This is a genomic window from Ensifer sp. ENS07, assembly GCF_014852185.1.
Classification (GTDB): domain Bacteria; phylum Pseudomonadota; class Alphaproteobacteria; order Rhizobiales; family Rhizobiaceae; genus Ensifer; species Ensifer adhaerens.
Map to the genome: position 1 here is coordinate 225967 of NZ_JACVBE010000009.1, position 12413 is coordinate 238379.

The following is a 12413-nucleotide window of genomic DNA, read 5'->3' on the forward strand; positions in this document are numbered from 1 at the left end:
AAAATCGTCAAGATGAGGAAGAGCTGAATGACGAAGAAGTCGGAGGATAGCTTCGAAGGACGGGAATGGGCCGAAAATGCCCTGCCCGAACATCTAAAGCCGGTCGCGGCCATCGGCCCGATCGTTTCCTCCGCGCACCTTGCTGAAGGCGGCTCTCCCGGCCTCTCCGAGGTCGAATACGGGTTGATCCTCGCGTCGCATGCCTTTCACCGCTGGATGATGCGCTGCATGGCGGCCGCCGGCGTACCCGGTCTTTCCCCGATCGAGATCCTGATCCTGCACACGATCCGCCACCGCGATCGCGGCAAGAAACTCGCCGACATCTGTCTCGTGCTCGACATCGAGGACACCCATGTCGCGACCTATGCCATCCGCAAGCTCGAAGCCGCAGGCCTCGTGACGACGGGCAAGGAAGGCAAGGAAAAGACCATCCTCATCACCGACAAGGGGTCGGACGCCTGCACGCGCTACGCAAAAATTCGCGAGCGGCTGCTGGTCTCCTCCACCGCCAAAGCGCGTCCTTCCGAGGAGACGCTTTCCGAGATCGCCGCCGTCCTGCGTTTCATGTCGGGCGCCTATGAACAGTCCGCGCGCGCCGCGACCACATTGTAACAAGGAAGACCGCGTGACCGTCGATACGCCTGCGCCCCTGCTCGCCGTTGAGAAGCTTTCCGTCGCCTTCAACGGCAATCCTGTCGTCGAAGACCTGAGCTTCACGGTGACGCCCGGCCGGACGCTCGCAATCGTCGGCGAATCCGGCTCCGGCAAATCGGTGACGTCGCTGTCGATCATGCGGCTCTCGGACATGATGGGCGGCCAGTTTCCGACCGGCCGCATCCTGTTTCGCGGCAAGGACGGCGAAATCGATCTGACGAGCGCCCCGCAGAAGACCATGCGCGCGATCCGCGGCAAGGAGATCGCCATGATCTTCCAGGAGCCGATGACGTCCTTGAACCCGGTCTTTACCATCGGCGACCAGGTCGCCGAAGTGTTGATGCTGCACGAGAAGATGACCAAGGCCGAAGCGCTCGTCGAGACGCGCCGCCTGCTCGACATGGTGCGCCTTCCTGATTCTCCAGAACTGATCGGCCGCTATCCGCACCAGCTTTCCGGCGGCATGCGCCAGCGCGTCATGATCGCCATGGCGCTTGCCTGCCGGCCGAAACTGCTGATCGCCGACGAGCCGACGACGGCGCTCGACGTCACCATCCAGGCGCAGATCCTGACGATCATCCGCGACCTCCAGAAAGAACTCGGCATGGCGGTGATCTTCATCACCCATGACATGGGTGTCGTCGCCGAAATGGCCGACGACGTCGTCGTCATGTGGAAGGGCCGCAAGGTCGAGGAAGGTCCGGTCGGCGAGATCTTCGCAAGCCCCAAGCACCCCTATACCCAGACGCTGCTTTCCGCCGTGCCGAAACTCGGCAGCATGACCGGCGAGGAATTCCCGAAGCGCCTGCCTCTGACCATGATGATCGACGGCGAACCGAAGCGCGTCGGCGAAACCCATATCCAGCGCACCGCCCGCTACGACGCGGCACCGATCCTTTCGGTGCGTGATCTCGTCACCCGCTTCGACGTGCGCAAGAACCTTTTCGGCAAGGCGACGCACCGCGTGCACGCCATCGAAAACGTCAGCTTCGACATTTTCCCGGGTGAAACGCTGGCGCTGGTCGGCGAGAGCGGCTCGGGCAAGTCGACGATCGGTCGCACGATCCAGCAACTGCAGAACGCAACCTCGGGCGAGATCCTCTTTGGCGGTCGCCCGGTCTCGGCCATGAGCTATGCCGAGCGGCAGCGGCTGAAGCAGGAAATCCAGTACATCTTCCAGGATCCCTTCGCCTCGCTCGACCCGCGCAAGACCGTGGGCTTCTCGATCGCCGAACCTATCCGCACCCACGGCCTGATCCTCGGTGAAAAGGACATCGAAAAGCGCGTGCATGAATTGCTGGAGCGCGTCGGACTGACGCCCGCGCACGCCAAGCGTTACCCGCACGAATTCTCCGGCGGCCAGCGCCAGCGCGTCTGCATTGCGCGTGCGCTCGCCTCCCGTCCCAAGCTGATCATCGCCGACGAGGCGCTCTCGGCTCTCGACGTCTCGATCCAGGCGCAGATCATCAACCTGTTCATGGAGCTGCAGGAACAGGAGGGTCTCGCCTATCTCTTCATCAGCCATGACATGGCGGTGGTCGAACGCATGAGCCACCGCGTCGCCGTGCTCTATCTCGGCCAGGTCATGGAGTTCGGCAGCCGCCAGCAGGTCTTCGAGACGCCGTCCCATCCCTATACTCGCCGGCTGCTTTCCGCGGTGCCCGTCGCCGAGCCCGGCAAGGGTCGCGAGCGCGCCATGCTGGAGGGCGAGATCCCGAGCCCGATCCGCCGCGTCGGCGACGAACCCGCGGTGCTGCCGCGCAAAGAAATCGCCCCTGGCCATTACGTGGCCAAGGGTGCGTGAGCCGCTTTCTCTTCTCAGGAAGGCTGTCGAAACAGGAGTGAGTAAATGATCAACAAAAAGGGGATCCACGCCGCTTTCATCGCCCTTGCGATGGCGGGTAGTTTCATGACCGCAGCCCCGGCCTTTGCCGCCGGCACGCTGACGGTATCTTCGCCGCAGGATCCGGGAAGCTGGGACCCGGTCGACACCTTCCTCGTCAACTGGGCGTCGGTTGCCACCAACATCTATGACGGCCTGACCTATCGCGGTCCGGATCTGAAGCTCGTGCCCGGCCTTGCTACTGCTTGGGAAGAGCTCGACGGCGGCAAGCGCCTGCGCTTCACGCTGCGCGAGGGCGTCAAGTTCCACAACGGTGAGCCCTTCAATGCAGAAGCAGTGAAGTTCACCTTCGACCGCCTGCTCGGCGAAGAAGGCTCCAAGGGTCCGCAGAAGTCCAACTATGCCGTGATCGAAAAGGTCGAGATCGTCGACGAAAAGACAGTCGACCTCGTCCTGAAGACGCCGGATCCGGTGCTTCTCACCAAGCTCGCCGGCTATGGCGCGATGATCGTGCCGCCGAAGTACATCCAGGAAAAGGGTGAGGACTACTTCAACGCCCATCCTGTTGGCACCGGCCCGTTCAAGTTCGTCTCCTACGAGCCGAAGGTCGGCATCAAGCTCGAAGCCTTCGCAGATCATTGGGGCGGCGCGCCGAAGCTTTCCAACCTCAACTACCGCTTCATTTCGGAGCCGGCGACCGCCGTTGCCGAGCTGCAGGCCGGCCGCGTCGATCTCGTCATCCCGCCGACCATTCCGATCGGCATGATCCCGACGATCCAGGGCGATAGCAATCTGGAGATCGTCTCCAGCGCCGGCCCGACGGTCTACGCGCTGCGATTCAACACGCGCGACGGCATCACCAAGGATCCGAAGGTCCGCAAGGCGCTGATCCTCGGCGTCGACCGCGACACCATCATCCAGTCGATCCTCGCCGGCCAGGCGGATCCGATCGCCAGTTTCCAGGGCAAGCTCTCCTTCGGCTTCGACCCGGCGATGAAGCCGCTGCCCTACGATCCGGAACAGGCAAAGGCGCTTCTGAAGGAAGCCGGCGTTGCGCCGGGCGCTTCCGTGCAGATCGACGTTCGCGGTAACGACGCGACCTTCAACGAGGTCGTGCAGGCTATCGCAAGCTACCTGCAGCTGATCGGCATCAACGCGACGATCAAGCCCTATGAAACCAACGTCCTCTTGAACGACATCATCCCGGCCGGCAAGACCGGCGCGCTGTTCCAGCAGTCCTGGGGCGGCTGGACGCTCGACTACGACAACACCGCCTACTCGATGTACCACTCGGGCGAAAAGTGGAACCCGTACGACAAGGACGCGGAACTCGACAAGCTGCTCGAATCGCAGCGTTCGATCACCGACCAGGCAAAGCGCGAGGAGATCCTCAAGCAGATCGCCAACTACGCCGCAGACCGTTCGCTCGAAATGCCGCTCTATAACCTCAACGCCATCTTCGGCGTGAGCAAGCGCGTCAAGAACTTCACGCCGGTGCCGGATAGCCGCCTGCGGCTGACGGACGTGACGGTCGAGTAATACAGGCCGGTCCGCCGCCTCACGCTTGAGGCGGCGGACCATTTTTCCAAAAGGGCGGGTCACTTGGCCGGATTTCTGATCAAACGTTTTCTGCAGGCGGTCTTCGTCGTGTTCGTCGTGACACTGACCGTCTCCTATGCCATCCGGTTCACCGGTGACCCCGCGCTAATGCTGGCGCAGGGCGCTGGCAGCGTCACCGAGGCCGACCTCGTGCGCATCCGCGAGGGGCTCGGCCTTAACCAGCCTTTCCTGGCGCAATATGCCGATTTCATCACGGGCATGTTCAGGCTCGATTTCGGCCGCTCCTTCATGGGCGGTACGCCTGTTTCGCAGCTGATCGCCTCTGCGCTGCCGGCGACCATGCTGCTCGCCTTCGCCTCGCTGATCGTCTCGATCGCGATTTCCATTCCGCTCGGCATCCGCGCCGCCGTCGCCCGCGGCAAGTGGGCCGACCAGACAATCCGCATTCTGTCGCTCGTTGGGCTTTCCTTCCCGAACTTCTGGCTTGCGATCATGCTGGTCCTGTTGTTCTCGATCGTCCTCAAATGGCTGCCGCCAAGCGGCATGGACGGTTTTGCAAGCTTCATCATGCCGGCGCTGACCATGGGCATCATCCTGACGGCGACCAATGTGCGCCTGGTGCGCACCGCGATGCTGGAAACCTTGCAGTCGCAATACATCATGGTCGCGCGCGCCAAGGGCCTCAGCGAAAGCAAGGTGCTCTACAAGCACGCACTTCGTAACTGCGCGATCCCGCTGATCACCTATTTCGGCCTGCAGTTCGGCGGCCTGCTCGGCGGCATCGTCGTCGTCGAGCTGGTGTTCAACTGGCCGGGCATGGGCACGCTCGCCTTCGACGCGGTCGCGTCGCGCGATTACCCCGTGCTTCAGGCGGTCATAACCGTGCTTTCGCTAATGATCGTGTTCGTCAATCTTCTGGTCGACATCGCCTATGGCCTCGTCGATCCGCGCATCCGGACGGAGTGAGCCGATGTCGTCAAAGGCTTCCAGCACCCGCTTCGCCCGCTTCCGCAACCTCGAATTCATCCTCGGAGCGCTGCTCACCGGCGGCATCTGCCTCGCCGTTCTCTTCTCTGGCGTGCTCTTTCCCGGCGGCGTCGACAAGATCGACCTGATGGCGCGGCTGACGCCGCCCTTTGTCAATTGGGCCCATCCGCTCGGCACCGACCCGCTTGGCCGCGACGTGCTGGCTCGCGTGGTTGCCGGCGGCAAGATCTCGCTGCTCGTCGGCCTGACGTCGGTTGCCGGCGCCGTCGTCGTCGGCGTGGTCATGGGGCTTGTCTCCGGCTACTATCGCGGCTTCTGGGACATGCTCGTCATGCGCTTTGCCGATGTGCAGCTGGCGCTCCCCTTCATCCTGCTGGCGATCACCTTCATCGCCATCGTCGGCGGTGGGCTCGGCAATACCATCATCCTGCTGATCGTCTCGCAGTGGGTGCAATATGCGCGTCTCGTGCGCGGCTCGGTCCTGTCTCTGCGCGAGCGCGAGTTCATCCAGTCGGCCCGAGCCATCGGCGTTCGCGATTACAGGATCCTGTTCCAGCACCTGTTGCCGAACCTGATCGGCCCGGTGATCGTGCTGATGACGCTCAACGTCGCCAACAACATCCTGCTCGAAAGCAGCCTCACCTTCCTCGGCCTCGGCGTCGATCCGCTGATCCCGAGCTGGGGCGGCATGCTGGCCGACGGCCGCACCTACCTGCAGAACGCCTGGTGGGTCAGCGTCTTCCCGGGCCTTGCGATCCTGCTCACCGTTCTCGGCCTCAATCTTCTCGGCGACTGGCTGCGTGACAGCCTCGACCCAACCGGTAGAACTTCACGATGACGACGATTTTCGAAGGCGCCTTCGAGCGCACCCTCGACACGCTTCTGACCACCTACGGCAAGGAGGCCGCCCGCGGAACCAAGCTCGAAGCCTGGTTGTTCGACGATGCTGCCAGCCGCAAGGCTGCCGAACAGAAGCTTGCAAGCTTCGGCGTCAAGGCGGCGCTCAGGAGCGCCTACAAGCCGCTGTTGCATTTCTTCCTGGAAGAAGTGGATCGCGCAGCCCTCGCAAGCGTCGTCGTCCGCTATCCCCAGCATGAGGGCGCGCCTCAGAACCGTTTCCTGCTCGAAGCCTATCCGCTCGCAGCCCTCGTCGGCGATGCCGAGATCCGCTTCGAGGCAGGCAGCGCCAAGGCATTCATCTATGACGTCACGCTTACCTTCCGTGACGGGCGCCAGGAAAACCACGCCGTATTCGCACCGAACCGCATCCACACCGATTTCATCGGCGAGACGCTTTTGTCGCCGACCGGCTGGATCCGCCTCGACGAGGGCTGCGACAAGCATCGCGAATGCCACCTCGATACCGACTATGAGCGGCTTTTTGCCGGCACGATGCAGGCGATCTCCGATCATGCCTGGGGTGACAGCGAGCCCTATTTCGAAGAGCTCAACATCCGCGTGACCCTGCCGATCACCGACTTCCGCCTGCCCGTCGGCGAGGAAGTCATCAGCCTTCGCGAAGCGCTGCACGAGGACTTCTATTTCTCGCTGCTCGAAGTCTTCCAGAAGAAGTCCGGTCGCCCGCTCGGCGACCGCGGCCTGAAGCCCGGCCAGATCGTGCCGGAGATCGTCTTCGGCGTCGGCAAGCCCACCGTCGTCGTCAAGGCGCGGCCGCTGCAGGCGACGGATGTCGAAGGCGAAACCCTGCCGCTCGACACCGCCGAGGCACCGCTGGCGGTGGCGCAGATCCATGCCGAACTCGCCGCGATCGACGGCCAGCCCTTCGAGGCCAGGTCGCGTGCCGGCCGGCCGGTGAAGGCCCGCTATCACAAGGGAAGCGATGCGCCGGTCATGATCAGCGGCGGACAGCATCCGAACGAGACGACCGGCATCGTCGGCGTGCTCCGCGCCGCCCAGGCGCTCGCCGCCCGCACCGGTAGCCACTTCACCATCTCGCCGCTCGAAAACCCCGACGGCTATGCCGTGCACCAGCGGCTGCGCGTCGACAACCCGCTGCACATGCACCATGCCGCCCGCTACACCGCCCTTGGCGACGATCTCGAATACCGCACCGGTGCAGCACTCAACGAGCGCGAGATCCGTAAGGAGGCCGAGCGGCTGACCGGCGCGCAGCTGCACGTCAACCTGCACGGCTATCCCTCGCATGAGTGGACGCGGCCGCTTTCGGGCTACGTGCCGCGCGGTTTTGCCATGTGGACCCTGCCCAAGGGCTTCTTCCTGATCATGCGCCACCACGCCGAATGGGAAGCGCGCGCCGAACAGCTGATCGCGGAAGTCACCGAGCGGCTTGCGGCCGTTCCGGGCCTGCTCGCCTACAACGACGCCCAGATCGCGCTTTACGAGACGCATGCCGGCGAGACCGGTTTCCGCATCATCAACGGCTTCCCCTGCATGATCTCCGTCGACGACCGCCACACGGCACCGCTGACGCTGATCACCGAGTACCCGGATGAGACAATCTACGGCGATGCCTTCATTGCCGGCCATGAGGCTCAGAAGGAAACGGTGCTTGCGGCCTATGATGCGTTCCAGCGGATCATGGCCGTCGCCCGACCTCCGTCATTTGGCCGGTCCGTGCCGCTGCGTACCCTTGCGCAGCGACACATCGTTTGACGGTCTGCGCCTTGCGCGGCAGCGCCCGCCCGGCGCTGCCGCGCAAGGCGATTTTTGAGGGCTCTTGTCCGATCGCTCGCCCCGCAAATGCGCGGCTATTCTCTCCGTCCCATCCGAATACGGTAAGCCCCGGCCGCTCTGCATTGCCGGGCTCCCGTTCTCGCCGCTAGAAAGGCAGCGAAAGGCCGCAACGTTGTTGCAATCCTCGTCCACCAGACGTGAACGAGACACGCCTATCGGATTCGGAGATATTCAATGCGCCTGCTCCTTGTCGAGGATGAGCTGGAAATGGCGGCAGCACTCAGTGCCGCACTCAGCCGCTATGACATGATCCTCGACCATGCACCGTCGATCGACCATGCGATGGCGGCGCTGGCCAACCAGGTTCACGACGGCATCATCCTCGACCGGCAACTGCCCGACGGCGATGGCCTGTCGCTGATCCCGCGGGTGCGTGCGCTACGATCGGGAATCCCGGTAATCGTGCTGACGGCGCGCAGCGCCATCGACGAACGGGTCAGGGGGCTCGACATGGGCGCCGACGACTATCTCGCCAAGCCGTTCGCCGTGGAGGAATTGCTGGCGCGCATCCGTGCCCTGATGCGACGTTCACCTGATATTGCGCCGATCACCGCCCGCATCGGCCAGCTGATCTTCGATTTCGAGGGCAGGCAGGCTCGTGTCGACGGCCGGGTGCTGGACCTGCCGCGGCGGGAGCTGCTGGTGCTGGAGGCTTTGGCGCGCCGGCAGGGGCGCACGGTGCAGCGTTCGACTCTGGAGGAATCCGTCTATGGCTATGACGACGAGATCCAGTCCAATTCTCTCGACGCGCATGTTTCGCGGTTGCGCCGCAAGCTCTCGGAAACCGGTGCCGGCGTTGAAATTCACAGCATCCGCGGCGTTGGCTACCTTCTGAGACCCTCTCCATGACGAACGCTTCCACCAACTCGCTGAAGAAGCGTCTGATCTGGCAGATCCTGACCTTTCAGGTGCTGCTGTTGATGGCGGTCATCGCCGGCTTCATGGCCTTGCTGACGCGCGCCGATCTCGGCGGCAAGTTCCTCGACGCCGACGCCGCGTCGATCGCGGCCGGGGCAATCCGGCCGGATCCCGCCGGTGGACTGACGCTGGTTGAGACGCCGCAACTGCTTGCCATGCGGGCCGAGTCCGCCGATTTCTGGTTCGTCGCACGCAACGAACGCGGTGACATGATCCGCAGCGGACCGGTGCCGGACGCCTATCGCAGCATTGGCGAGCACCTCGACCGCATCGCCTTTGGCGATATGCGTGACAGCGTCGAGCCCTATACTCTCTCGTCGATCGTGCGCTCGGTAACCACGGACAACGGCACCTATACGGTGCTTGCCGGCGGAGGGCGGCTCTGGAGCGCGTCCTTCGCGGTGTTCATCCTGGCAAACCTTCTGCTTTTGCCGATCGTCTTGATCGTGGTGCTGATCCCGGCCTTCGCGATCCCGATCATCGTAAGGCGCGCCTTTGCCGGTCTTGCCGAAGTTGTCGACCAGGCAAAGACGATCGATGTCGAGCGCCGCGGTGCCCGGCTGCCCGATCATCGCATCCCCGGCGAAGTGCGACCGCTCGTTGAGGCGTTCAACGGCGCACTGCAGCGGCTCGATGAGGGGTACGAGCGCCGCCAGCGCTTTATCCTCGACGCGGCACACGAGCTTCGAACCCCGGTTGCGATCCTGCACACGCGCCTGGAAAGCATGGAGGCCGGCCCGCTCAGGAACCGCCTGCTGATCGATTCCAATCGCATTGCCGGGCTTGCCGAACAGTTGCTCGACCTCGAACGCATCGATCGCGACGGCACGGATTTCGGGCAGCTCGACCTGGTTTCGCTCTGCCGCGACGTGACGGCCGACCTCGCCCCGCTTGCGCTTTCGGCCGGCTGCGACCTTTCCTTCGCTCCGGGCACGGAGCGCGTCGTCGTGCGCGGCGATACCGGCGCCATCGAGCGGGCGGTCACCAACCTCGTGCGCAACGCCATCGAACACGCCGGCGGCCTGATCACGATCCGGGTGGAGCGCGGCGGCGTGATCGAGGTTACCGACGAAGGTCCCGGCATTCCGGAACGGGAACGGGCCCGGATCTTCGAGCCCTTCCATCGCCTGCAGCCGCGGGACCATGGCGCCGGCCTCGGCTTGCATCTGGTCAGCGAGATCATCGGCCGCCACAAGGGTCACATCTCGGTGGTCGATGATCCCAAGGGCGGCGCCTGCTTCCGCATCACCTTGCCTGCCGGCTAGGATTTTCCTCAGTCGGCGTATGGTTAACAGTTAACTAACAACAAAATCAGCAACTTAGATAAGTTGCGCAATGTTGATGCAATCCGTGGGGCCGACAAAGGCCGTGTACCGTCCAAACATCGCCATCCCACCCCAAAGGTGAAGCGCGCATGGGAGGACGCAAGCGCCATCAAGGCGCGTTTCCTATGCACGGAGCAAGAAAATGCGGCAGTCCAGCAAGTTTTCCATCTGGTCGGGTCTTACCCTTCTCGCCCTCTGCGGCGCACAGCCGTCCCAGGCGGCTGATTTCTCCGCCCCCACCTATCAGGACCCGCCGGCCTTCAGCTGGAGCGGCGCCTATGTCGGTGCCCATGGCGGCCTTGGCTTTACCGGCAGCCCCAACCCGTTCGCCGACCGCAACGGCGTCGCGCTCGGCGTCCAGGCCGGCTACAACATGCAGGCCGGCCCCGGCATCGTCGGGGCGGAAATCGAAGGCTCCTATCTCGGCGACACCGAGCACAAGGTCAACGGCGGCAAGCTCAAGGAGAAATGGCGCGGCGCCATCAAGGCGAAGGCGGGTCTCACCTTCGACCAGACGCTCGTCTACGGCACGGCCGGTTACGCCATGACCAGCTACAAGAAGGGCGGCGACGTGCGTAACGACGTCGGCTTCAAGGGCGGCTATCTGCTCGGCGCCGGCGTGGAACAGGCCTTTGCCGGCGGCCTCTCCGCCAAGCTCGAATACAACTACATCACGACGCCCGATGTCCGCACCCACACGAGCTCAGGCTCCAGCGAGAAAGACATCAACAGCCACGTCATCAAGGCCGGCATCAACATGCGTTTCTGACGGGTCCGACGGTTTGCGGCGGCGCGGCAACGTTCCTCCCAGCAGCGCCCCGACAGACCGATGCCCCTGCCCTGATCACTCCGCCGCTTCCCGCGCCGATCGCTCGGGCGTTGCAAGCCGGCGCCAGATCGGCGCCATGGCAGCGGCGATCTCGCCGTAAAGCGCAAAGCGCCTGTCATAATGCGCGGCAAGTGCAGGGTTTGGACGGTAGTGGCGCTCGGTCTTGACCATCGCCGCAGCACCGGCGGAGATATCGGCGAAAAGGCCGATGCCGGCGCCAGCCGTAATCGCGGCGCCGAGCGCGCCGGTCTCGCGTGAACGGGCGACCGTCACCGGCACGTCAAGCACGTCAGCGAAGATCTGCGGCCAGATCAGGCTGCGCGATCCGCCACCCGAAAGCACCGCCTCCTCGAAGCGAGCCCCAGCCGCGCGCAACGCCGCGATATGTTGGCGATGGCCGAAGGCGACGCCTTCAAGCACGGCGCGGACCAGATGGCCCTTGCCGTGCCAGCCGGCGACGCCGTAGAAGCCGGCGCGCGCGTTGCCGTCCTGCTGAGCGCCATAGAGAAACGGATGGTAGAGCGGGTCATCAGAGGCCGGCGTGACCTCGGCTGCCAGCTGGCAGCAGAGATCGAAGGGCGACCGGCCATCCTTGCCGTCGTGCGGGAAGAGCTCGCGCACCAGCCATTCCAGATTGGCCGCCGACGTGGCACTCGCCTCGATCGCCATGTAGCGCTTGCGATCGAAGGTCGAGGACATGAAGAGCGGGCGTGAGAGATCAGGCTGGTCGATGATCACCTGGTTGATGCTCCAGGTGCCGGCGATGATCGAGGCAGCACCGGTGCGGGTGACGCCCGAGCCGATTGCCGAAGCGACCACGTCGAAGAGCCCACCGACAACGGGTGTGCCGGCAGCCAGACCCGTCTGCGCCGCCGCTTCCTCGGTAACGCGTCCGACGATATCGGCGCTTTCGGCGAGATCGGGCAGCAGGTCCATGTCTTCGCCGAGGCCATAGGCCTTCATTAATGCCGCATCGTAACGCCTACCGGCGACATCGAGCAGGCCCGCGCCGCTCATGTCCGAGACGTCGCTGACGCGCGCGCCGGTCAGGCGATTGATCACGAAGTCCTTGCAGAGAAACACCGTGCCGACTTTTTCAAACTGCTCAGGCCGATGGCGCTTCAGCCAGGCAAGCAGGGTCGGCGTTTGTGATGGCCAGGGCTTCTGCCCGGCGATCGGATAGGTTCGCTCGCCGACGCCTGCGGCCTGCCACTCCTCGACGAGGCCGGCGGCGCGAGTGTCGAGCGACTGTATGCCGACAAGCGGTTCTCCGTCTCGATCGAGCGCGTAGAGACCGTTGCCGTGCCCGGCGCAACCGATCGCCGCGATCTCGCTGGCATCGATGCCGGCGCGCTCGATGCAGGCGCGGATCACCACCTTGGCATGGCTCCACAGTTCGCCAAGCCCACGCTCGACATGGCCGGGCATCGGCACATGGCTGTGCCCTTCTTCCGCGGCCATCGCGATCTCGTTGCCGTCACGATCGAAAAGTACCGTCTTGATCACGGTGTTCCCGGCGTCGATCCCGAGCAGATACTTACCCATTGCCGAACCCCTCCCCAAGGTCCTTAATCCATTTGCC

10 protein-coding genes are annotated in these 12413 nt (G+C 64.1%); 9 read left to right on the plus strand and 1 reads right to left on the minus strand.

The genetic code is table 11. The annotated features are described in order from the left end of the window. The first annotated feature begins 27 nt into the window (after nucleotides 1–27). From IB277_RS24985 to IB277_RS25025, 9 genes are all read left to right on the plus strand, one after another. Nucleotides 28–612 (plus strand): winged helix DNA-binding protein, encoded by a 585-nt coding sequence (locus tag IB277_RS24985; protein ID WP_043622645.1) that lies wholly within the window; start codon nucleotides 28–30, stop codon nucleotides 610–612. Between the two features lie 13 nt (nucleotides 613–625). After that, nucleotides 626–2458: a dipeptide ABC transporter ATP-binding protein gene (locus tag IB277_RS24990; RefSeq protein WP_371813672.1), complete on the plus strand. Its 1833-nt coding sequence runs from the start codon at nucleotides 626–628 to the stop codon at nucleotides 2456–2458. 90 nt (nucleotides 2459–2548) lie between these two features. Then, entirely contained in the window at nucleotides 2549–4036 is a 1488-nt protein-coding gene (locus tag IB277_RS24995; RefSeq protein WP_370689612.1) for an ABC transporter substrate-binding protein, read from the plus strand. Nucleotides 4037–4099: 63 nt separating this feature from the next. Beyond that, nucleotides 4100–5023 (plus strand): ABC transporter permease, encoded by a 924-nt coding sequence (locus IB277_RS25000; RefSeq protein WP_034805623.1) that lies wholly within the window; start codon nucleotides 4100–4102, stop codon nucleotides 5021–5023. A 4-nt stretch (nucleotides 5024–5027) separates the two neighbouring features. After that, the gene (locus IB277_RS25005; protein WP_060644790.1) at nucleotides 5028–5882 is read left to right on the plus strand and encodes an ABC transporter permease; all 855 of its coding nucleotides are present in this window, start codon (nucleotides 5028–5030) and stop codon (nucleotides 5880–5882) included. Further along, the gene (locus IB277_RS25010) at nucleotides 5879–7678 is read left to right on the plus strand and encodes a peptidase M14 (RefSeq protein WP_192372000.1); all 1800 of its coding nucleotides are present in this window, start codon (nucleotides 5879–5881) and stop codon (nucleotides 7676–7678) included. Before IB277_RS25005 ends, IB277_RS25010 begins: the two co-directional genes overlap by 4 nt. A gap of 255 nt (nucleotides 7679–7933) precedes the next feature. Further along, nucleotides 7934–8608, plus strand: a complete 675-nt coding sequence (locus IB277_RS25015; RefSeq protein ID WP_060521968.1) for a response regulator transcription factor — start codon at nucleotides 7934–7936, stop codon at nucleotides 8606–8608. Further along, nucleotides 8605–9942 carry a HAMP domain-containing sensor histidine kinase gene (locus tag IB277_RS25020; protein ID WP_060581041.1) on the plus strand — a complete coding sequence of 446 codons (1338 nt, stop codon included), beginning with the start codon at nucleotides 8605–8607 and terminating at the stop codon, nucleotides 9940–9942. Before IB277_RS25015 ends, IB277_RS25020 begins: the two co-directional genes overlap by 4 nt. Before the next feature lie 202 nt (nucleotides 9943–10144). Beyond that, the gene (locus IB277_RS25025) at nucleotides 10145–10771 is read left to right on the plus strand and encodes an outer membrane protein (protein ID WP_051659706.1); all 627 of its coding nucleotides are present in this window, start codon (nucleotides 10145–10147) and stop codon (nucleotides 10769–10771) included. Between the two features lie 75 nt (nucleotides 10772–10846). Here the strand turns inward: IB277_RS25025 and IB277_RS25030 are convergent, their stop codons facing one another. After that, nucleotides 10847–12376 carry an FGGY-family carbohydrate kinase gene (locus tag IB277_RS25030; protein WP_060581042.1) on the minus strand — a complete coding sequence of 510 codons (1530 nt, stop codon included), beginning with the start codon at nucleotides 12374–12376 and terminating at the stop codon, nucleotides 10847–10849. Between the last annotated feature and the right edge of the window lie 37 nt (nucleotides 12377–12413).